At 40.5% G+C, this 24,393-nt stretch carries 13 protein-coding genes; 4 read left to right on the top strand and 9 right to left on the bottom strand.

Going from position 1 to position 24,393, the window contains the following annotated elements:
- Window positions 1-43: 43 nt before the first annotated feature.
- From GO816_RS09220 to GO816_RS09210, 3 genes are all read left to right on the top strand, one after another.
- Window positions 44-760 carry an SDR family NAD(P)-dependent oxidoreductase gene (locus GO816_RS09220; RefSeq protein WP_157541491.1) on the top strand — a complete coding sequence of 239 codons (717 nt, stop codon included), beginning with the start codon at window positions 44-46 and terminating at the stop codon, window positions 758-760.
- A gap of 1 nt (window position 761) precedes the next feature.
- Window positions 762-1,397: a flavin reductase family protein gene (locus GO816_RS09215; RefSeq protein ID WP_157541489.1), complete on the top strand. Its 636-nt coding sequence runs from the start codon at window positions 762-764 to the stop codon at window positions 1,395-1,397.
- 150 nt (window positions 1,398-1,547) lie between these two features.
- Window positions 1,548-1,982, top strand: coding sequence for a Fur family transcriptional regulator (locus tag GO816_RS09210; protein ID WP_232336548.1), 435 nt, complete (start codon window positions 1,548-1,550; stop codon window positions 1,980-1,982).
- A gap of 78 nt (window positions 1,983-2,060) precedes the next feature.
- Here GO816_RS09210 and GO816_RS09205 read toward each other — a convergent pair whose 3' ends face one another.
- Both GO816_RS09205 and GO816_RS09200 read right to left on the bottom strand, forming a co-directional pair.
- The gene (locus tag GO816_RS09205; RefSeq protein WP_232336534.1) at window positions 2,061-3,506 is read right to left on the bottom strand and encodes a fimbrillin family protein; all 1,446 of its coding nucleotides are present in this window, start codon (window positions 3,504-3,506) and stop codon (window positions 2,061-2,063) included.
- 20 nt (window positions 3,507-3,526) lie between these two features.
- Window positions 3,527-5,173: a fimbrillin family protein gene (locus GO816_RS09200; protein WP_157541486.1), complete on the bottom strand. Its 1,647-nt coding sequence runs from the start codon at window positions 5,171-5,173 to the stop codon at window positions 3,527-3,529.
- Between the two features lie 478 nt (window positions 5,174-5,651).
- Here GO816_RS09200 and GO816_RS09195 point away from each other — a divergent pair, with 478 nt between their 5' ends.
- Window positions 5,652-6,662: a clostripain-related cysteine peptidase gene (locus GO816_RS09195; RefSeq protein WP_157541484.1), complete on the top strand. Its 1,011-nt coding sequence runs from the start codon at window positions 5,652-5,654 to the stop codon at window positions 6,660-6,662.
- A gap of 68 nt (window positions 6,663-6,730) precedes the next feature.
- Here the strand turns inward: GO816_RS09195 and GO816_RS09190 are convergent, their stop codons facing one another.
- The 7 genes from GO816_RS09190 to GO816_RS09160 all read right to left on the bottom strand — a co-directional run bounded on the left by GO816_RS09190 (window position 6,731) and on the right by GO816_RS09160 (window position 24,043).
- Window positions 6,731-8,554, bottom strand: coding sequence for a glycoside hydrolase family 35 protein (locus GO816_RS09190; RefSeq protein ID WP_157541482.1), 1,824 nt, complete (start codon window positions 8,552-8,554; stop codon window positions 6,731-6,733).
- A 43-nt stretch (window positions 8,555-8,597) separates the two neighbouring features.
- The gene (locus GO816_RS09185) at window positions 8,598-11,015 is read right to left on the bottom strand and encodes a sugar-binding domain-containing protein (RefSeq protein ID WP_157541480.1); all 2,418 of its coding nucleotides are present in this window, start codon (window positions 11,013-11,015) and stop codon (window positions 8,598-8,600) included.
- A 95-nt stretch (window positions 11,016-11,110) separates the two neighbouring features.
- Complete coding sequence (locus GO816_RS09180) at window positions 11,111-12,808, bottom strand: RagB/SusD family nutrient uptake outer membrane protein (RefSeq protein WP_157541479.1); 1,698 nt, start codon at window positions 12,806-12,808, stop codon at window positions 11,111-11,113.
- 5 nt (window positions 12,809-12,813) lie between these two features.
- Entirely contained in the window at window positions 12,814-15,990 is a 3,177-nt protein-coding gene (locus GO816_RS09175; protein ID WP_232336533.1) for a SusC/RagA family TonB-linked outer membrane protein, read from the bottom strand.
- Between the two features lie 382 nt (window positions 15,991-16,372).
- Window positions 16,373-20,509, bottom strand: coding sequence for a hybrid sensor histidine kinase/response regulator transcription factor (locus GO816_RS09170; RefSeq protein WP_157541477.1), 4,137 nt, complete (start codon window positions 20,507-20,509; stop codon window positions 16,373-16,375).
- A gap of 351 nt (window positions 20,510-20,860) precedes the next feature.
- Entirely contained in the window at window positions 20,861-21,988 is a 1,128-nt protein-coding gene (locus GO816_RS09165) for an AI-2E family transporter (RefSeq protein ID WP_157541475.1), read from the bottom strand.
- Between the two features lie 60 nt (window positions 21,989-22,048).
- Entirely contained in the window at window positions 22,049-24,043 is a 1,995-nt protein-coding gene (locus GO816_RS09160) for a DUF4832 domain-containing protein (RefSeq protein WP_198171468.1), read from the bottom strand.
- Window positions 24,044-24,393: the final 350 nt, after the last annotated feature.

Genomic DNA, 24,393 nt, shown 5'->3' with positions numbered 1-24,393 from the left:
GTAGTTTTAAGCAAGCTTTTTGACTTAAACATACTTAACAAGCATGAACTTAAACGGTAAAAATTATCTTATTGCGGGAGCTACATCAACTATAGCTACTACACTAATTAACACGCTTAGTGAGCACGGCGCTAATATTTACGCAATTGCCAGAAAAACCTCTGACGGCTGGTCTAAAGGCGTGAACTTTTTGGAAGCAGATGTTACTCAAAGTGTAAATGGCGTTGCCGAATTTTTACCGCAGCAATTACACGGATTTGTATACTGCGCCGGAAGCATCAATCTTAAACCATTTAGCCGCTTAAGTGGAGATGATTTCTTGAACGACTTCCGTGTAAATACCTTGGGTGCGATTAATTTGACACGCGATGCACTGCCAGCTTTGAAAGCCGCAGCGGGTGCATCAGTTGTGTTTGTAAGCTCAGTTGCGGCAAGTACCGGTATGCCTTTTCATACCAGTATATCAACAGCCAAAGCCGGACTTGAAGGGTTTGCAGTAGCGCTGGCTGCCGAAGTAGCTGCACAGCAAATACGTGTTAACGTTGTTGCTCCTTCACTTACCGATACGCCTTTGGCGGCCAGCTTACTAAGCACTAACGAGAAAAAAGAAGCATCGGCTAAAAGACACCCACTTGGCAGATATGGCACACCTAATGACATTAGCAGTGCTATTGAATTTTTGCTGTCAGATAACTCTGGTTGGGTGACCGGGCAGGTTTTGGCAGTTGACGGTGGTATGGGTGCGCTTAAAACATTTTAATATGACGGTTATAAACGCGCAGCAAATTGACGGTATGGAGAAAGCATACCGCACAGCATTGATGAATAGTATTACGGGCTACAAACCACTGAATTTATTGGGTACAGTAAACAATGACAATCGTACTAATCTTTGCATTGTAAGTTCCGTTTTTCATATGGGTTCAAATCCTTCGCTTCTAGGTATGGTCATCCGTCCGGAACGGCCGCACAATGATACTTTAAAGAACATCAAAATAACTGGTGAGTATACGCTTAACAACGTTATGTGCGATTTTTACAAGGAGGCGCATCAAACCAGCGCAAGCTATGAGTCCGGTGTATCAGAGTTTGATGAGTGCGGCTTTGACGAGTACTATCATGAAGGCTTTAAATCGCCCTTTGTAAGGCAATCATCACTTAAAATTGGTTTGAGATTACAGGAAATGATTGATGTTAAGCTAAATGGTACTACTATAGTTATAGGAAAAGTTGAACTTCTAATTGCCAATGATGAAGTTATACAAACCAATGGTGACGTTGACCATATAATTGCCGGCAGCGCAGCAGGTTCGGGCCTTGACGCCTACTTTAAAACGGTGCAGTTAGACAAGCTTGCTTATGCAAAACCAGAGCGTGCACCTGCAAGTATTCTTTAACAAAGGGCTTTGTACGCGGGATACATCTGTTCAATTTGCTTTGCCTAAAAAGGATAATGTGTTAAATCTTAACCTAACACATAGGTGTAATATGATTACATCACTAACGTAGTCAATGCTTTTAAGAATTCAAAATCCGTAACTTTGGACATGGTCTCAATGGAAAAAGACTTTGCAGATTTACTTCGTAATCACCATTTGAAAGTTACAAATGCCCGGCTGGAAGTTTTGAAAGTAATTGCCGGTCACGGTGCTGCCGTGTCGCAGCCTTTTTTGGAAAAATTGATAGGCACCGGCGTTGATAGAGTAACGCTTTACCGTATACTGAATACCCTTGATGAGAAAGGAATATTACACAAGGTAATTGATTTAGATGGCACGGCTAACTACGCTATGTGCTCAACCGCATGTACTGAGCACCAACATCATGATGAGCATATACATTTTAACTGCACCAACTGCCGCAAGGTATACTGCATGCATGATTACATATTACCCGATGTAAATGCTCCGGAAGGGTTCGATATACAAAGCTTAAATCTTTCAGTAAATGGTATTTGCAAGAATTGTAATAACGAACAATAGACAACATAAAAGTTGCCATATAAATAAAACGTCCTGCTTAAATTAAGCAGGACGTTTTATTTATAAAGAGGTAATTATTTAGTTGATACCTATAACGGTTACATTGTCTAAACGCATACCAAGGTTGTTGCTTGCGCCACCAATAAATTCAATTGTGTTATTGTCTTTAACGGTTATGTTGGCTAATTCAACAGTCACAAATTTGTTGTTATCAGCATTTGTTAACTGACGGCTTGGAACATTAACAGCATTACCATTTACCTTAACTGCAATAACGTTTACATCGCTTACAGAGCTTGATGAGGAAGCGTTAGGCGCTAAATCATACTTCAATTTAATTTTTGTAAACCCAGTTATTTTAACACCATCTATTTTCAGTACAGCGTCTTTTGCAGCAGGCAGCCAAATGTGTCTGTCGCCAGGCAGTGTACTGATTGTGCGCAGGTCGGCAGCAGCAAATGGATCGCTGAAGGTCCAGCTCGTGTTTTTCCATTCGGTGTAAGCAGCAATTTTAGGGCGTGCTGTTGATGCAATGTCGCCAGTACCAAAGTTCTCAGTGTATAAAACGGTTTCGGTACCTGGTTGCGGGTTAGTAACCGGGTCTTGACCAACAGTGTATGAACCGCCTGGTACGGTAGTCCAGTTAGTTATAGAAGCAGATAATGCTACTGCTACAGGATTAGGGTTTGTAGAAGTTTCATTTTTTAACTCAATTTCGTAAGTATATTTCTTACCTGCTTCAAATTTGGTTGCTGCAGGTAACGTTAATTTAAATTGACCAGCAGGAAGACTGAAGGTTACAACTTTACCGCTTGCATCAGCCAATGGAAGCACAATAGCCTCAGCCAATACTGTTGCATTTTGTGCTGTGGTTTTAGCGCTTATATCGGCAGTTGCAGATTGGTTCGCTAAAGTACCGGTAGCTAAATCGAAATCAGCTTTGGTGTTTTGTCCGCCTAAACTTACTGTTAAACCATTTAAATCAGCTACGCCTGCACCATTTTTAACCGTAAATTCAATTTTTGACAATTGATGTGTAAACACAAGATTTGCAGTTGTGCTGGTTTTGCTTAGTCCGGTTGCGTTGGCTGAATATAAAAGATCGATAGCACTTTGGTTATTTTGTACAGCTACGTCAACCGGATAGTTGGTGCCAGTTAACGAGGTTTTGTAAGGGTAATACGCAATAAAGTCTACTGCGCCATTTTCAGGATAGTAAATGGTTTGATCGGTAGCTGAAGCAGCAAAAGCACCATCGCCATTAGTAGCATATGATTTATTTGCAGCCAAAATATTGCTTAAACCTGTGCCTGTTTTCATGTAAACGCCTATGGCATCGTTAGCCTCCCACTTATTACCCACAGCTTTAGTTTTAATTTGGCCGTTTATTGATGATGTGAATTTAACGGCGCTTAAGGCTCTAGGGTCGGTAACCTCAGGCTTGTTGTTCTTGTCTTTTTTACAAGAGCTACCTAATACAAGCAGCGACATTGATGTAGCTACAAGGATGTTTTGAATTTTCATTATTTGTTTGTTGTAGAGTTTTAATTCCAAATGGTATTATCAATAGTAGTTTTATTAGCTGCAGTTAGCTTAGGAAAAAATGTAAAGCCGGTTTCCTTTTCTAAATCGCTTACATTTATGCGGTAGTTATTATACGTTACACCGGTTGGCATTACCTGGTTGTTGATTTTGAAGCCAATAGTGTAGTAAGCATCACCTTTTTTTAGTGCCAGCGCTTTGTAGTAATATTTTGGAATGGCCGAGCCTTTTATATAAGTTATTGTGGCGTCACTGGCAGTTTTTATTGCTGCACCGGTAACAACGTACATAGTGTCACCTTTTGCCATCCAGCTTCTTACCTGCTGCTCAAGATTGTTCCATATTCCTTGGTTCATCGATGAGACCTGCGCAGTCATGTTGCTGTAGTAAAAGGTTGTTTGGTTTAGTTCCCTGGTTGATGTGCGGTCGCCGCTTGGTATTTGGTGTCCCCTGTCATAACCGTTGCCAAAAGAGCTGCTTAAATCAACCTGTGAATTTTGTGGAATTGAAGGGTCAAATTGCCAGGCATCGGTACGGCCTGAGCCGCCAACGTAAGATGAGTGCAATGGATATGCCACCCAATAAGCCATTTTGTAACGTTTATCATACAGCATGGCGTAGTTTCTTACCTTATCGTTATTCGGTGATTTATGGAATACATACATCATGTTATCATCAGTTGTAATAACCGGCGTTTCCATGTAACCTGAAATTGATGGTGGATTGGTTGTAATCACCTCCTTGTTCAATGAATACGTTCCAGACGGAACATCTATCCAATTGGTAATAGTTGCATTAAGCGTAGCTGCTATACCGCTATTACCACCCTCACCCACTAATTCAATTTCATAGTTGTATTTCTTACCCTGCTCAAACTTTGTTCCGGCTGGCATTGTCCAGCTGTAGCTTTTTGAGCCAATGATGAATACCACCTTAGCAGGGTTTTCATCAGTAGTTGGTAGCAATACCGCTTCGGCTACGGTTAAATTGTTGCGTACGCTGGTTTTCGCTTGTATGTCAGCAACGTTGGCTTGTCCACTTATTGCACCGGTTGCCAAATCAAAATTGGCAGCGGTTTTTAAACCGTTTATATTTACCTTAATGTTCTCTAAACTGGGTACGCCTACGCCATTTTTAACAACAATTTCAATTTTAGAAAGCTGATGCGTAAATGTTAGTTGAGCGTTGGTGCTCACCTTATTCAACCCGGTAGCATTGTTGGCGTACATAAGGTCAATTGCTCCCTGGCTCGTTTGATTAGCAACATCGACCGGGTACATGTTACCGTTTAAGTTTTGCTTGTAGGGGTAATAAGCAATGAAATCAACATTGCTTCCATTCTCAGGATAGTACATGGTCTGATCTGCAGAAGATGCATTAAAATTGCCGTTACCAGAGGTGGTATATGACTTGTTAGCAGACAGGAGATTGCTTAAACCATTACCGGTTTTCATGTAAACACCAATGGCATCGTTGGCCTCCCAAGTATCATTAACAGCTTTTGTTCTTATCTGACCGCTGATGATTGAAGAAAATTTGACTTCGGTGCTTGTGGTAGGAACATCCATGTTAGGCCTGTCTTTACGACAAGCAATTACAAAAAGAATGAGCACCGCAAGGGCAGAGATTCGTAGAAATTTTAAACGCATATTTATTAATTAGAATAATTCGATTGAGTAGCCCGAAGCTAATTTTAAGCACCTGACAGACTTACTTTTTGTACTGACAGCAAATAACATTTTGATTTGGACTGCAAAGTAACAGTACAAATGTAGGCTATCTATTAACGGTTCAATAAATATTTGTTAAGTGCGAAGTGTGACAAAACATATAAATAACCACTATTTTCGAATAAAAGCAACTCAACAAATGAGGGTGCTGACTTTATGAATCTGAAAATCAATAAGTACTAATGCCCTTATTAAATTTAATAAATTTTTAACATTGTCACTTCAAACAAAACTTAATTTTGCAGATTAAAATCTTAAGGTGCCTAACTTTTTTAAATCAATAGCAGTTACTACACAAGCTTTTTGGACCTGTTTACTTGCTGCTGTATTTTGTAGCTGCAATAAAGATAATGGACCTGTTCAACCAACCATAAGCAACAAGACAGTGCTTGTTTACATGGAAGCCAACAACAACTTAAAGTATGATGCTTTAAATAGCATCAACATGATGGAGCGTGGTGCGGCGAACCTAGATGGCAATCTGCTGGTATACATAAAAACTGAAAGCGCAACATCATACCTGCTAAAAATAAAGTTTGATAATGACGGTAACAGAATTGTAAGCGATACGGTTAAGGTTTTTACGGGTGATAAACCATCTGACCCAGGCAGGCTTAAAACTGTTATCGAATATACCCAAAGCCAATACCCTGCTCAAAGTTATGGCTTAGTATTATGGTCGCACGCAACATCATGGGCACCCGCAAACAACAAAGTAAGTGTTAGGTCGTTTGGAAGTGACAACGGCATTGAAATGGATATAAAGGCACTTAAGGACGCCTTGCCAAATAATTTTGAGTATATAATTTTTGACGCATGTTCGATGGGTTCTGTTGAGGTTTTGTATGAATTTAAAGATAAAGCTAATTACCTCATGGCCTCGCCCACCGAAACACTGGCAGAGAGCTATCCCTACCAAACAATTACCCCATTATTATTTAATTCTGCAGATCAGCTTTCAACGTTGGCAAAAGCTTATTATGACTATTACAACTCTTATACAGATGAACGACGATCGGCAAGTGTAGTGTTGGTAAAAAGCAGTGAACTCGAAGCCTTGGCCGTGCAGACAAATAAATTATTTAAAAACTACAAAAAAAGTGGCGATAGGCTGATATCTTCAGGTGTTCAACGACTGGATTACACGGCGGGATTTCCGGTTCCAAATTATGATTTTACCGATTTTTTAGATCATAATTTCAGCACTAATCAACTTGATGAGATAAAGGAACAACTTAACAAAGCTGTACTCTATAAAGCTGCAACGCCTAAGTTTCTCGGTACAAATATTCAAAAGTTTTCGGGATTAAGCTGTTATATCCCTTTTCCGGGTGACGTTAATTTTAGTTATTACCAACAGCTGAGCTGGTATAAAGCCAGTGGTATGCCGGTTCTCTTTGGAAATTAGAATAATTTTGCCTTTAACACAAAACGCCATGTGAATACATGGCGTTTTGTGTTTAAAATTTAAATTAACTATTTCAGTTGATCAAGTACAGGTTCCTCAACCATTTTGAGCGTTTGGTTGCCCGGCTTGGTTAATTCAAGCACCGTAACGTTGTTTGAGCCTTTTTTTAGCCACTCTTGCGGAACATATACGGTTTGTTGCGGACCTATAGACCAATACTTACCCAGGTTATGTCCGTTTATCCAAACCATACCCTTACCCCACGCTGTCATATCTAAATAGGTATCTCCAACTTTATTCAGTATAAAGCTACCCTTAAGTATAACAGGCTCGGTGGTGCCTGGCTTACGCTTTGAGGTTTTTAATGCAGCATCCTTATTGAAGGGCATACTGTACATCTTCCAGTTCTGTACTATTTTACTATCAAGGGTAACTTGTTCGGTTATGCCCTTTTTGTTTTTTAATAAATACGGTCCAAAGTTTATACGCCCCATGTTTTCAACTAAAATATCTAACTGCACATTTCCTTTGGGTAGCTGAATATGCATGCTATCCTGGTTTAAGCGCCTGTCGAGTGTTCCAACACGCTTACCGTTAATGTAAACAAGCCCATAATCACGTAAATCTTTAATCTTCAACATTGCCTCTTTTCCACCTTTAACAACGGTGCGGTATAGTACAAAACCATAAGCTTGGTTTAAGTCTTCAAAGCTCATTGGCATTTTTGAGGTCTTTGGAATACCCACAAGGTCAAACATACCGACAGAGCGGGTTAGTTTCACAGCAGGTACCGATATTGTTGCCTTTTTTGCTGGTACCGGAGGCAACTGCTGTCCTTTAGGAAGGTGTTTTGCAATCACATTTCTAAACTGCATAAACTTGTGCGTAGCGTTACCGGCTTCATCAAGCGGGGCATCATAATCATAGCTGCTTATTTGTGGCTCGTATGGGCTTTTATCATTGTAGTTGGCACCATTCATGAAAGCCCTTGTTGTACCGCCATGAAACATATACATGTTTATTGATATGCCCGCTCCTAAAACAGAATCTAATTTAGGAACATACTTTTGTGCAGGCACAGTGTGGTGTTTGGTTCCCCACCAATCAAACCAGGCCGGGTACCATTCGGCAATGTAATATGGCCCCTTACCGCCGTGGTTTTCGTTTATTAAACGCTTCACTTTGGCAACATCGTCAACACCATTTATTGCCGGAAGCAAGCCAGGCAGGTGACCGTCTTTTATGGCAGCTTCGGGGTCGCAGGTGTAAAGCAGGCAATCAAATCCGGCCGCTTTAAACATATCTTCGTTTATTTTAAGATACTCTTTGTCGTTACCGTATGAGCCATATTCATTCTCAATTTGTACCATTAAAATGTTACCGCCATGGTTTACTAAAAGAGGCGACAATTGCTTACCAACCTGCATAATATATTTTCGGTACTCATTCAAGTATTGTTTTTCCTTGCTCCTTACTTCAAGCCCTCTTTCATTTTGCAACCAGTACGGATAGCCGCCAAATTCCCACTCTGCACAAACATAAGGGCTAGGGCGTAGTATCACCCAAAGACCTTCTTCTTTAGCAATACGCACAAACTCAGCTATGTTATTATCGCCGGTAAAATCAAATTTGTCTTTTTCAGGTTCATGCACATTCCAAAAAACGTACGTGCCTATTGTGTTTAACCCCATAGCTTTGGCCATTTTCATACGGGCTCTCCAGGCTTCGCGCGGAACACGCGGATAGTGCATTTCACCCGATATCATTTGAAAGGGTTTACCGTCAAGCAAAAATGCAGATTCGCCCAAAGCAAACGTGTGGGCATTTTTTTGTGCCTTTAAAGCGCAGGGTAAAACGAGCAGAATTAAGAATAGTAATTTAGATATACGCATGTGTTGTTATTTTTCCAATAAATAGCTTGGGATTAGTTTGTTATCACTTTATACTGATAGTTATAGATTTGAGTGCTGGAGACGTGATGTCAACAGTGATATTTCCGGTATTTTTTAAAGACTGGATGTAAGCAAGCAAATTGCCGTGCAATGCTTTACGCTTTGTACCCTTGTAGTTCTCATGGCTACTTGAGCTTCCACTTTCGAGACCGAGCAGTTTGCCGTTTTCGCTTACCGTAACAGTGATTTCGTTGTCAGCGTCATACACGGGAATTCCGTTTTTATCAACTACTCTAATTATTAAATGAGATAATCGGTTTTCACTCCCTGCTTTATCTGACTCAACGGAAACTTGCAGGCCGTAAGCACTACCTGAGGATTTTAATACGTATTCGACCTGCTTATTACCATTACTGTTGCCAATGGCTTTTACTTCTCCCTCCTCAAATGGAATATCCCACCAAATAAAATTATTACCCTGTTTGGCTTTTTTACCCATTGATTTGCCGTTTACAAACAGCTCCGCGTTCTCACAATTGGTAAAGCAGTTCAGTCTTACCATATCTCCTTCTTTCCAATTCCAGTTTGGTTCGGCGCGTTTATGGCTCCATATACCTTTATCTTCGCCTTTGGGTACAGCTGTTGTGCCAATGTAAATCATGGGTTTGGTTGCCCAAATGCTTTGGCGAAAGTAATACTCGGGTTTTCGGAAACCAGCAAGGTCAAGCAACCCGGCACGGTTGCTGCGCTCGGGCCATCGCCCTGCTTCGCCTAAATAATCAATACCGGTCCATAAATATTGTGCAGATATATACTGGTTCGAGTCAACAGCATTCCAGGCAGAAAGCTGCATACCGTTTTCACTACCATAAATTATCCTCTTAGGATAAGCTTTATGGTCGTCGGCGTACCGATACTCCTGATAATTATAGCCAACAATGTCAAGGTTGGCAGGATAATCAGTTGTGTTAGACATTACCACACCTGCTAAAGCAGCGGTAACCGGTCTGCTGGTATCAAACTTTTTAACGGCACCGGCAAGTTGTTTCGACAATGCACTTAAACGACTTACTGAGGGATGATCGGACAGGAAACCTTTACCATAAATTTGAGGGTTACGACCGGAGTTTAACACCTCATGCGTATATGGGTCATTTGGATAATCAATTTCATTACCAATGCTCCACATAATTATGGAAGGCCGGTTAAAGTTACGCAGCACCATATCCCTTACATCAATAGATGCCCATTCCTTAAATGCACTATGATAGCCATCATTACTTGGAGTACCAACGTTCCAGCCCTTTACCCACTTATTTTTACCAAACTCCCATTCGTCAAAGGCCTCATCCATCACCAAGAACCCCATTTGATCGCATAAACGGTAAAGGTAATCAGCATGAGGGTTGTGGCTCATTCGTATGGAATTGCACCCGGCTTCTTTTAAAAGTTTCAATCGGCGCACCCAAACACCTTCGGGCACGGCAACGCCAAGGGCTCCGGCATCATCATGTATACAAACGCCTTTCAGTTTCAGGTTTTTATCGTTCAGGTAAAAGCCGCTGCCTGCATCAAATCTTATGTTTCTAATACCCACTTTGTCTTTCCATGAGCTTATGACCTTGCCAGCCATTTTAACCTGAACGCTAAGTTGATAAAGGTTTGGATCATTTACCGACCACAGTTGCGGAGATTTCACCTTTAAAGACAAGTTGCTTTTTATACTATCGCGGTTGCCTGTAAAAAGCTTTTGATTTGATGACGCCACAACCATCCCATTGGCATCTCTCAAATCTGAAATAATGTTAATCGTGGTGTTTTCCTTAATCTTGTTAACCAACGTAACTTCAACATTGGCCTCTGCAACTGAACGACTAACCTTTGGGGTAAAAAACTTAACGCCCCATTTGGCTATGTACAAAGGGTTATTGAGCTTTAAGTAAACGTTGCGGTAAATGCCCGAACCTGTATACCAGCGCGAATCTGCGAACTGGCTGTGATCTGCTTTTACCGTAATAGTGTTCTTGGTACCGTATTTAAGATGTTTATTCAGTTCGTACTCAAACGGGATAAAGCCATTTGGCCTTTTACCAAGCAGTTTGCCGTTGAGGTAAACTTCACTGTTTTTGTAAACGCCATCAAAGTAAATTGACACCACCTTTGACTTCCATGTTAACGGAACCGTAAATGATTTTTGATACCAACCTATGCCACCCGGCAAGTAACCTGTTGCACTGGGCCATTCATCACTAAATGGTTCCTCAATGCTCCAATCATGCGGAATGCTTACTGTTTTCCAATCAGCTCCATTGGTTTGTGCTATTGCTGTTTGGCCAATTTCACCTTTATGAAACTTCCAGCCGTCATTAAATAATGTTCCGTTCTGATTTTGAGCGTTGACATTAAACGTAACTGGCAACGCAAGAGCCATCAATAATAATAACTTTTGATGCTTTTTCATTTGGCAGGAATTTGTACCGGTGCATTTTCGAATGACCCGTTATCCATTTAAAAACTAAAGCAGGACTTAAAGTACCTGCTTTAGTTGCTTAATTATTAATAACCTTCGTTTTGGCGAAGCTGATTGTTTGATGCCTGGATTTCGGCACGAGGTATAGGCAACCAATAATGTTTAGCCTGAAAGCTTCTACCATCAAGTGCAACCTTTGGCGTAAAAGTGAATCCGGTTGCGGTTTTAGTAACTGTAATACCCAGGGCCGGTTTGTTCTCTGTTACATCTGCAATTTTCCAACGGCGTACATCGTAAAAACGATGCTCTTCAAACGCAAGCTCAATGCGGCGCTCGTGGCGTATTGCCTCGCGCATTTGATCTTTAGATGTTACGTTGGCAAGTGCTGGCATGTTTACACCCTGGCGAGACCTGATAGCGTTAACGGCCGTGCGTGCAGAACAGGTAGCGCCGGCAGGAACAACATCCGGTCCGTAAGCTTCATTAGCAGCCTCTGCAAAATTTAACAGTATTTCAGACAAGCGGAAGTAAGTCCAGGTTTGGAAACCGGCATTACCCCAAGGGTTTTGGATAGGGTACTCTTCGTTAATGAACTTGCGCAGGTAATAACCCGTTTTTGAGGTGTTCCAGTTCTCGCTTCCATCTCTGCTATCTCTCCCACCCGGAATAAATGTTTCCACTGCACGGCCGCGGTATGGTGCTCCGTTATATAAAATGGTTGCAGCAAACCTTGGATCGCGGTTTGCGTATGGGGTATTTACATTATAGCCAGATGTTGGATCGGTAATAGCCTTACCGTTGCTCATCTCATAATCATCAACCAGGTTTTGCAACGGAGAGTTACCAGCCCATCCGCCGTAACCGTTGGGTCCGTTTGCAATTTCTAAATGCACGTGACCAGCCTCGCGAGTGTAATACCTTGCAAAAATGGTTTCTGAGGTTTCACTAACGGTAAACATGTTGGCGTAGCCACCTGAATACAAGCTATACTTATTTAAGCCAATTACGGCCTGTGCAGCAGTTGCAGCTGCTTCCCATGTTCCTGAAGCATACAACGGACTTGCTGCATAAAGCAACAAACGAGACTTTAAGGCCAAAACCGCACCTTTAGTTGCACGACCCGGAATCCAGCTTCCGTCATTGTTCAAAGGAAGCTTTGCAACGGCATCATCTAATTGCGCTACAACATAATCAATCGACTCTTTAATAGTTGAACGTTTGAATAAGGCAGGATCCTGAAAATCTTCGCCTAATTGTGTAACACGGTCGCCCATAAGCACTACCCCGCCATAGTTACGAATAAGGTCAAAATAACGGAAAGCCCTCACAAATTTCAACTCGCCCTCTAACCGGGTACGGTGTAACGCGCTCATTGGCACGTTAGGTAATAAGCTTAGTGCAAAATTGCATTCGCGTATACCTCTATAACTCCGTCCCCAAAAAACATTGGCTATGCCCAAATTATCAGATGATAGCTGTCCGCGCTGAATAAACCACGTATCATCATCGTTATTGTAAATGGATTCATCAGTAAGTGAACTCCACATGGCGTATTCAAAGCCACGGCCAAAGCCCGGGGGTGTACCATCACCCTCTTTATTGGTAAGCTGTGTACCAATGTAACGGTTGGTTACGTATGCTTCAAAAACTGAGCTATCTGACTGTAATGCCGATGTAGCTATGCGGTCGGTTGGCTGAATATCTAAGTAATCTTTTTTACAGGCAGAAAAAAGCAGGACCGCACTAACCAATGCACCCCAGTATTTTTTATTGTTGATTTTCATTACGCTTAAAATTTAAGGTTAACACCCAGGTTAAATATTTTTTGCTGAGGATAAAACTGTCCGCTTCCGCTATCACCTTCCGGATCGTAATCTTTAACCTTTGTTATGGTGAATAAGTTAAATGCACTAAAGTAAACCCTTAGGTTTGACACCTTAATTTTTGATAAAAATGCAGCGTCAACGTTATAGCCAATTTGTATGTTTTTTAAACGTAAAAATGATGCATCGTTTAACCAAAAAGTGCTTGCATACTGGCCGCTTATTGAACTTGATGATCTTTCGGTAACTAATGGGAAGGTACCATTTGGTGTATTTGGTCCAAAACGGTTATCAGCCCATGATTTGTAGAAGTTTCCTATGGTTCCTGATTCAGGCAGTACGTACTGGGCAACCTGAGCCTGACCTGCAATTAATGCCGACAAATCGAAGTTTTTGTAAGCTGCGTTTAATGTAAAGCCGTAAGTAATGCGTGGTACGTTGCCATATATGTTTCTTACTCTGTCCCTGTCATCAATAACTCCGTCCTGGTTAAAGTCTTCCAGTTTTAAATCGCCTACTTTGGTGCCAACAACGTGAGGGTAAGCAGCAAGCTCTTCAGCACTCCTGAAAAGGCCTAAACTGCGGTACAATAATGGAGTATTTAATGAATTACCGGTTACAGTTTGATATGGTAACAAGCCGGGCGCATCATCTAAAAATACTCCTGTGCTTTTAGCGTAAGTTACGTTACCTGAAAGTCCCCAGGTAAATTCCTTACCGGTATGGTTATATCCTAAAGTCGCTTCAAACCCCTTGCTGTTTACTTTTCCAATATTCTCATCCGGTCGTAATTTATCACCACTATAAGGATCAACAATACCTGTTACAGCGGGAACTGAACCGCTACGAGGCATCAGAATTTTCTCTCTGTCCTGGTTGAAGTAGATTGCCTCTATGCTGAAGTTTTTAAGAAAAACAGCGTTCAGACCTATATCCAATTTTTTGGCAACTTCCCACGTAATGTTAGCATTACCTAATTTTATAAGGTTAAGGTTAGGCTGAATTGATGTTCCGCTTACAAAACCGTTGCGTACAATGGTGAAGTTGTCAAAATATTGAAACTGTCTGATTTTATCATTACCTAAAGAACCATAAGAAGCACGGATTTTTAAATCATCAAAGAATTTAACATTGTTTGCAAACCAATCTTCTTTTGAAACACGCCATGCACCCGACACAGATGGAAAATATCCCCACCTTTTATCAGATGGAAAATTAGAAGTTCCGTCAGCCCTAAACTGAGCTTCAAGCATATACTTCTCATTGTAGTTGTAAGCAATTTTACTGATTACACTTCGGCGGGTAAAATTTGTACTGTAACCTGAATTTAAAGCATCTGTTGGTAATGCACCACCTTGTCCAAGCTCGGGTAAATCAGATGATAGGAAGTTCCTACGGGTTGCATCAAAGTATTCTCTGCGGTTTGAACTTTGCTCATAACCCACAAACGCATAAATGTCATGCTTGCCAAATTTGCGTGCATAATTCAGCTTAGCATTTGATGTTAGCTGTACATCATTCATTTGCGATTCAAAAAGCTGCGGACGGCCATTAAATCCACCATAAAGCCTTGGCTCGTAAACGTTTGTACTTGCAATATAATTATAAACGTTATATGGTTTTGAGAAGTTTTTAGAGAAGTTAAAAGCACGATCTACTGAAAAGAAACCGTCAACAGATAGTCCTTCAACACCTGGAATTAAATAGTTGGCTTTCAATATTCCGTTGAATACATGTATTGGGTTACGGTTTACGCCACCAATATCGGTTACCTGTAAAGCCGGATTCTCGCCTTCAATACCTATAGTTGGCAAACCGTTAGGATAGTAAGGGGCAACAGTTGGGTTGGCACGATATATAGACCTGAAAATACCGCCGCCGCCGGTTGTTGGGTATTGCCTGTTTTCCTGCCTGCCCGATAACAATACACTTACCTTAAAGCGTTTAGTTATGTTGGCATCAATGTTTGAACGGAAGTTATATTGCTTATACTTGGTAACGCCGTTTTTATAAAGATTATCCTGGTAAATTGTACCTAACGATACATAGTATTTAACATCTTCATTACCTCCGTTAACCGATAGGCTTTGCTGGTTTTGAAGTGCTACTTTTTTCAAAGTTGCATCTATCCAATCAGTATTTGGGTAGTTCAGCGGGTCAGACCCGTTACGGAAGGTTTCAATTTGAGCTGCACTGTAACGTTGGTTTAAGCCCCCTTGAGCATTGCTGTTATAAAGCATTTCGTTAACCAGTTGCGCATAGGTTGCTGCATCTGCCATTTGTGGCAAGCGTGTTGGCTGACTAAAACCTTGATTGAATGTATAGCTGATACTTGGCTTGCCTGTTTTACCGCGTTTGGTAGTAACCAAAATTACACCGTTAGCGGCACGGTTACCGTAAATTGCAGCCGAGGCATCTTTTAATACCGAAATACTTTCAATATCATTTGGATCAAGACGTTCAAGACCTCCAATTTGCCCCGGAATACCATCTACAACTACCAGCACAGAATTGTCGTTAGTGGTAGCTAAACCGCGGATGGTAATGCTTGAGCCATCATAACCCGGCTCACCTGAGCGGTTATTAGCAATAACACCCGAAAAACGACCTGCTAAAGAGTTTGACACGTTTGGCTGCGGGCTTTTTACAATTTCAGCACCTTTTACGTCAGATACAGATCCTGTTAAGGTTGCTCTTTTTTGGCTGTTATAACCAACAACAACCACATCATTCAATGATTTTGCCGATACGGACATGCGTATGTCAATAACAGACCTATCGCCAACTATAACCTCTTGCGGGTCATACCCGGTAAATGTAAATATCAACGTGGCGTTTTTATCTTTCACATTGATGGAGTACTTACCGTTAACATCGGTAATAGTGCCGCTGGTTGTACCTTTAATGGTTACGCTAAGCCCTGCAAGCGGCTCACCTTTTTCATCAAGCACCCTACCTGATATAGGTGTGTCTTGCTTAACCAATCTTACCGCTGATGATTTGTGCGGTACATTTGTAATACGCGCATCGGCTGCAAATGGTGTTGTGATCAATAGCCCGGCAATCATGGCTTTGTTAAAAACCGAGGTAACGCCCGAACCATACCATAACGGAGAACAATTAATCCGTAGAAGTTTGTTCATAATTTAATAATGTTTAATTGGTTTGAAATTCTTCAGGAAACGCACACTACTATTGGAGAAATAGTGAATGCAGTAAGCCGGAAATACAATTGGTTTCGGAGGCTAAATTGATAAAAAACCTACCTTAAGAATGAGTGGTAAACGGTTAAATTTAGAGGGGTAAACAGTTAAAATACCGCTTGAATGTTAAAATTTACCTGTTCAAAGCAATAAATCAATTGAGCAATGCGGTATGAAGCTGTTTGGTGGGGTTATGGTAATAAGAGTCCATCAGAGGGCTTACCGACGAAGTATCGCATCTGCGAATTGAACGACAGTAAATGAAATAGGATAATTTTTAAAGACGGGTCGAGCTGTGAAAATTCAGCCACCAAGAACTAACTTATTTACCTTTATACGCCTTCATCATAGCCGGACTAAGATGTAAATTGTTGCTGAAGGGCTTACGGAACTTTTTGATGTATTGGGATGGGTTCATGTTGAACTGTTTGCAAAATTGCTCCCTGAAATACCTTGGGTCTCTAATACCTACCATGTAGGATGTTTGTAGTATGGTATGATCTGAATTGATAAAAATCTCAGCGGCCTTACGTAACCGTATAAAACGAATAAAGCTATTAGATGACTGCCCTGATATTGACTTGATTTTATTGTATAGCTTAGAGCGCGACATGCCAATTTCGGCAGCCAATACCTGAATGTTAAAGTCAGGGTCGGTGATGTGCCTTTCAACTATCCGGATACAGGAATTTAGGAAGTCTTTATATTCAGAAGAAATCTTAAGATCGTTTGCATTAAGCGTTACCTCATTATAAAAATACTTTTGAAGGTTATTTTTGCTTTTAAGAATACCCGCTACCCTGGCTTTAAGTATTTCTTTATCAAAGGGTTTACTTATGTAATCATCCGCTCCACCCTCCAGTCCCTTCAATTTAATTTCGGGCGATGAACTAGCGGTTAATAAAATGACGGGTATATGCGATGTCGCTTCGTTTTCTTTGACAAGATTACAAAGCTCTATGCCACTCATCCCTTGCATCATTACATCGCTGATGACTATGTCGGGCAGGTACTCGTTAATCATCTCAAATCCGTGCTCGCCGTTTGATGCTTCATAAATGGTAAATTCAAGCTTGAATACCTGCTTCAAATATTCTCTGACATCATGATTATCATCAATAATTAACAAAGTTTTTGTTTCGGATGTAAGCGGATCATCAAATAAAACTTCATCGTTTGCTAAATCAACTACTGCATTTGCTGTAATTTCATCCTCAATCAATTCTTTTAAGAGAACAGATTCTGTATCGCCATCGTCCTGTATGTTTGTTGATAGCGCATATTCAAGCCCTTTTGGGAGTTCAATATTGAAAGTTGTGCCTTCTCCTTCTACACTTTCATAGTTGATCTTACCCCTCATTGCGTTTATAAAGCTTTTAACTAAAAAAAGACCGATACCAAATCCGCCCTTAAGCGAAGCACCGCTGCCGGTGTCCTGATAAAATTTATTAAATAGCTTATCGCCAATGCTTGGTGATATTCCGCACCCGCTATCTTGAACACGTATTAAAGCGTTTTCATCGTTATCACTTACCTCAAAGGTTATGATACCACCATCGGGCGTAAACTTAAAGGCATTTGATAGTAAGTTAAATAGTGCAATCTCTATTTTTTCCCTATCAGCGTAAATAGTTAAATGCTCACTTGCGGAGTTAAAATTGTAAGAGATGCTTTTTACCCGTGCCTGGTGCGTGAAACATAAGTATACTTCTTTACTCAGTAAGACAAGATTTAGCTTTACAATCTTTAAATTATCAATTTCGGCATCAGCCTTCCTGAAAAGTAATAGTTGATCAACTAAACTTAACAGTCTGCGTGCATTTCTGTAAACGGTGTTGAGATTGGTTGTATCAACATTTTTATCATCCTTGTAGAGTAATTCCTTTACTGGATTGATTATCAATGTTAAAGGAGTCCTGAACTCATGCGATATGTTAGTAAAAAAAGAGAGCTTTTTTTCATTCAGTTCCTTCTCACTTTCACTTTGTAAGTGAGCAACCTTAACTTCATATTTTAATTTCGCCTGTTTATCACGATACACAATATAACCGTAAATTATGACGCCTATACCTAAGCAGTATAACAAATAAGCCCACCAAGTTTGATACCACGGAGGCAAAATAGTAATGCTTATCGTACGCCCTTCCTTATTCCAAACACCATCATTATTAGCAGCAATAACCTTAAATATATACTTACCCGGATTCAAGTTTGTGTAGGTAGCCTTGCGCTGGTTGCCTACGTAATTCCATTTTCTATCAAATCCTTCCAGTTTGTAAGCATAACTATTCCTCTCAGAGTGAGTATAATTTAAAGCTACAAACGTTATGGAAAACATATTTTGCCTATGTTTTAGTGCAATGTTTGATGCTGCACCAATACCCACCTTGAGTGGTGAATTTCCTCCGGGAACTATTGATTTATTGAATATTTGAAAGTCAGTGAAGTAAACGGGTGCTTCTTCTGAATTATGCTTTATCCTCATAGGATCTATATGCACAATGCCGTTTGTACCTGCAAGGTAAATGTCTCCGGTTTGTGATTTGGCGATTACGCTGTTTGCATACACACCGTCTGATTCATCAAAGTTTTTAACCTGCAAATTATCAGGGTTAAATTTAGATACGCCCGTTTCGGTGTTAACCCATAAATTATTCTGATTATCTTCAACAATATTGATGAATACATTGCTTGAAAAACCATCTTTTTTTGAGTAGCTTTTAAAGCTGTTGGTTTGGCGGTTAAATTTGTTTAAACCATCAGACGTGCAAACCCACAGATTTTTTCGCGAATCGAGAAAAATGCTACGGACAATATTATTACTCAAACTGCCTGTAACCTTATCGTTAAATGTATAGGCGGTAAAGCGTTTGGTTACTGTATTGAAGCGATTTAAGCCACTACCGTAGGTGCCTATCCAAATTATGCCGTCGGCATCTTTCAGTAAGCTGTATAAATGATTATTATTTATTGAGCCCGGCTTTTTATCTTCACTGTAATAGTGTTCAAATGTGTTATTATTACTATCAAAAATCTTTAATCCTGCATCAGTTGCCAGCATAAACACACCGGGTTTAATCTCCAGAATATCCCTGAAAACGTCTTCATTATAGAGGCTTGATAAGGCCGAGTGGTGAAAGTGATGCTGGAAAGAGTTGCTCCTTTCATCGTACCTATCAAAACCATTTTCAGTTGCTATCCATAGGTTGCCGCTTGCATCTTTATAGAGTTTGCTTAACTCATTGCTGCTTAAACTGCTTGATGCTTTATCATGATAAAACGCTTGTTTAGTACCATTAATAAAGTCGAATTTGAATAGTCCGTTATTAGTCGACAGCCAGATTTTTCTTCCGTCTATCAACATGCTTTTTACTTCACGTGGTTTGAGATTTAGCGGTAACCAGCCAAATTTGTATTCTTTGTAGTCAATTTGTGTAAGTCCATTTATTGAACACAGCCATATTATGCCATGTTTATCGTCATAAACTTCTCCGCTGGCATTATTAATTAAGTCTGGTACTTTTTGCCAACTGTTTGTACGCGTATCAACCCAATAAAAGCCTGCATTACCACCAACCAGTAATGTATTTGAATTTTTTTGTACAACAGTAAATACAGAGGTATTGGCCCCGTCTGGGCATTTTATTGATGTAAACTTTTCGGTTGAAGGATTAAAGGCAAAAAGACCTTTCCAATAGGTTGCCACACATATTTGTCCGTCTACGCCATAGCACAGATTCCATACGTCATTTGGATTTTTTTGGCCGCTCAAATGTGGTTGCTCATAATTAATGAACTTGTGCAATTTCTTATCAAACTTAGCCAGGCCACTGCTCCAGCTCCCAAGCCATAAATCACCAAATTTGTCTTCGATGATAGAATTTATTGATTTACCCTTAAGCGCAAACTTGTCCCTCTGGTTGGGTAAATAAACGTCAAAACCTTTATCTGCATTAATAAAACGGTTGAAGCCGTTATCGGTTCCTACCCAAACTTGGCCAACCCTGTCGCATAGTAATGACCATATTTTGTTATTGCTTAATGAATTAGTATGATTGCTTTTGTGAAAAAACCGCGTAAATTTTTCCGTTGTTGGGTCAAAAATATTTAACCCATCCATGGTTCCTACCCAAATACGTCCGGCTTTATCTTCTACCAGTGCATTAATATAGTTACTGGTAATTGATGTACTATCTCCGGGTATATTTACATAAGCTTTAAACGCATAACCATCAAACTTACAAAGTCCGTTTTCGGTACCAATCCACATTAAGCCATTTCTATCTCGAAGCGCAGCGGTAGTACTTTTCGAAGGCAAGCCATCATGCGTTGTGTAAGTGCGTAATGAAAAATTATGTGGATCAAAGGCGCCATGCTGTTGATTTACCCATACCTGTGCTTTTACATCATGTAAAAATGTAAATAACAGTAATAAACTAAATACTTTAGCTATCCTCATAACACAGTGCAGGCAGTTGCTTGAAAAAATCAGTTTGGTTTGCTTAATGGCTACATTAAGCGTGTAATAAATTGGTTACAGGATGCTAAAGTAGCTAAAATTAAGCTAACAAGAAATTCAACTAATCCAGATTGGAAAGTTTGCACGCTTTAATCATAGTGAATAGCATATGACTTATGTTTAACCAACAGCGAGCAAAGAGTTTGACATTATAAGGGTTGTAATAGTATGTATTTATTTTGTTTAAATACTTTTATTAATATGATCACTCAGCAAACTTAAATTATACAAAAAAAGCAAGGCGTTATGCCTTGCTCTCCTTATTCTTGTTTGCCGCTCTTTAAAGAAGCATCATATGCTAGACTTTACCGTGGTAGCTTCCTCGGGGATTTTCTTCTTTCTTCTAAAAATCGGGAAACTCATAGGGCTATGTTGAGGGCGTTCATCACCTAATAACACTCCCCATTGCTTCATATGTTCTGAGCGGTCGAATACAATTTTTAATACTGCAATCATTGGTAAAGCCAAAAACATACCCGATATACCTGCCATGGTGCCCGCCAACAAAACCCCCACTATTGCTGCCAAGGCATTAATCTTAACCTTCGACCCTACAATGCGTGGCATCAAGATATTGTTATCTAAAAATTGTACTACGGCAATAGCACCAAGCACAATAAATATGGAGGATATTTCTTGTGAGGAAGCTAGGGTGATTAATACGCCTAGTATGTTTCCTATTAACGCCCCCAGGTACGGGATAAGATTCAAAAAGGCGAATATTACGCCTATCAGTAAAGCGTGTTTAATGCCGAATAGAAATAATGCTAAACCTAAAAGTATGGTGATATAAGTAATTTGTATTAACAAACCAATCAGGTAACTTTTGATGATGCTTTCGCTGGCGCGTACGCCCTCTTCTACCTTTTCATGGTGGGCCTGATCAAACCACATAAATATGAAGCGGAGTAACAAATTTTTGTATAACAATATGAGGTAGATGTAAATAGGAAGTAGACCAAAAAACAACAGTATGTTACCTACCGAGCCTACCATGCTGCTTAAAATACCGCCTGCAGAATTTAAAAGTTTACTGCTTTGTTCATCAACAAGTTTAAGTTGCGCATCGGCAGAGTATTTAAAAGTCGACGCAATCCATGAGCTTAGCGCAGCCAGGTGGTGCGAAACATTGTTTTTTATCTGTGGAAAATCGGCAATAAGTGAACCTATCTGAGCCGAAAAGAACCATACAATAAGCCCCAGAAACATAAACAGCAATAGAATAGGAATGAATATGGCTACAACTTCCGGCAGTTTTAGTCGCACAAAAAAGCGGAGTACCGGCAACAACATCAAACTGATAAAGAATGCCATTAGCAACGGCATTATAAGATTTTGCCCAATAACAAACAGGGCACCAATTAACACCAGTCCTAATAATTCGATAGCGCGTCTAACGGTTACCGGTAGCTCTCTCATAAATTTTAATTTAACTAACTAATGAATTTGCAACAATTTTGTTTGCCTATTTCATGTTAATTAATTAAGGGCAAAAGTCTCCCAGCCGCTAACTGTTGCTCGGTTACATTTCATCACCGATTGTCCATCTTCTGAACTGATGTATTTGCCATTATTTCCTCGTAATGATATACGTCCGTTTGCATTTACAATCCAGTCAAACTTTTCCCAATCGCTTATGGTGGTGCGGCTGCAGGTAATGCCGGTTGTAGCTCCGTTTTCTGATGATATATATTTGTTCATGCTTTTTAAGGCAACCTTGCCGCCGCCTGCATCAACAACGGTAAATGTTTCCCAGGTAGATGCAGTTGGCCGGTTACACATCATAGCTGTTTGGCCGTTTTCGCCAGATGCAAACTGATTGTTAGAGCCCCTTAATTTTATGCTCTGACCTATTGGAGGGGTAGTTACCGCGGATTGAACTTCCACATCACCTAACTTAAGCCACCCATTGATAACGTTACCCGTAACGGCAAGTGCAATGCCTGGCTTGTTTGCGTTTGTTTTGTCAACAATAGCAATTGCCCAGCTATAAGTTCCGGGGGTAACATCAACCGATGTTGTAGTGAAATTATAAGTGATGGGATTGTTTTTAATCCATTTAGATGGATCGCTGGCGTTATCTATAAATAGTTTTTTAACTGCTCCTGATGCATCTAAAAGCGCAAAAGCAACCTTGTATTTATAGTTCCATTGTGGTATGTTGTTTGGGCAGTAGCCCCAACCTGTGTTCACCCATCGGTGGCTAAGCGAAGCAGTAGCACCTGCCGCAATAGTGTTTGGTAAGGCCACTTCATCAGGATATAAGCGGTAACCGCCTTCGGTGTTAAAACGTTGAACCAATGGAAAGCTGGTTTGAAACCATGATGTAGTTTCCCCAACCCTAAAATCCATCATGTTAACAGCAGCTTCGGCCGAGCGGTCGAACTCTGCTTGCCTTACATCTTCCGGGTGACCTTCGCGGTACTGGCCGCCCGAATCAATCCAATATCTATGAGTGCCGGTTACAATCCAACCACCTTCCATTATAATGGGGCGTTTGTGCTTCCAGGTGGCAGCAAAAGCTTTCTCCCAGCTTTGGTAGTAATCCGTCATCGCAAATGCATCGTGCCGCAAACTGTAACCTTTATTGTTAATGGCATTTGTGAGCAGCATATTGCTATTTGCGTTTACTGCACCCCAGCTTGTAGGGTGACCAATTAAACGATGATAGTTTATAACCAACGGAATTTTGGTGAACGTTCGGGCGTATAAACCTGTAATCCAATCCAATGTTTCGGCCTTGGCTGCTTCGGTTTGTGCATCTGTCAATGTTCCGGGAGCTGCATAAACCACATTATGTGCCTCTCCCCATTTGCCTAAGCCATAGGCATCTATAAATGAGGTAACCACCGGATCGTTAAAGTCTTTTGCAAGCTCCTCAATCAATGTGGTATAATGCTGCCTGAAAACAGGGTCTTGCGGAAACGGAGTTTTTTGAGACGTATTGGCCGAATTAGAAAGCCAATACCCGGCACCTGCATTAAAAACGAATGCCGGTGTATTTTCACCCTGATCGCGTCCATCAACAACAATACGGAAAGCAATGGGCAGGCCTCTGGTTTTAACACCGTTTATAAGCTTTCCCATTTGCGAGGTAAGATCTCTCCAGGTGTAAACACCCGGACTTGGGTTAAGTGAGCGCCAGCTTGTACGTATATAACATGCCGATGCATAGTCAATAGCCTTTACGTTTGCTCCAAGCTCGGGCACAAAAAACTGCGTATCCCAATAGGCGTCCGTAGCATCGCGTTTGCCGTACATTACCCAGCCATTCAGCGGATTACGCAAAAACGATGTACTGTTGTAAGTGGGCCTTACAATTACGTTTCCAAGTTCGGCAGCTTTTTTTTCAGCTTCGGCCCTGCTGACGCCCGTATCGCCTTCATCAAGCGATTTTCTACACCCTACCGTGTAAATACACGCGAGTGCTAAAGCGGCAATCTTGGCCACTTTTTTAAAGTTTGGTTTTCTCATAGTACTGATATTTAGATTATTGGTTAATAATTTCAGCAGGACTACCAGTTACATTGAATTAATGTCGATAGAACTTTTGTGCACAGCAAGCTTAACAGTAATGTGTACCCGTAAACAATGGACAACATGACTGCACAAGTGCCAAATGCAAATGCTTAATTTAAACGGATCAGGAAAATTTATGTAACAGTATATAATTGGCATAATTGGCTTGATATTGAAATGCCTTGCGCTTTACAATATCATAGGCTTGTGTATAAATTGAAGTAAACCTGATTATAGGCTACTTGCAAAGCAAACCTAAATGGAAACAAGGAGTTAACACACCTACAAATTCATCAAAAAAGGGT

Origin of the sequence: Mucilaginibacter aquatilis (assembly GCF_009755275.1) — a bacterium.
Classification (GTDB): domain Bacteria; phylum Bacteroidota; class Bacteroidia; order Sphingobacteriales; family Sphingobacteriaceae; genus Mucilaginibacter; species Mucilaginibacter aquatilis.
This window is presented reverse-complemented; position numbering and strand designations above follow the sequence as displayed.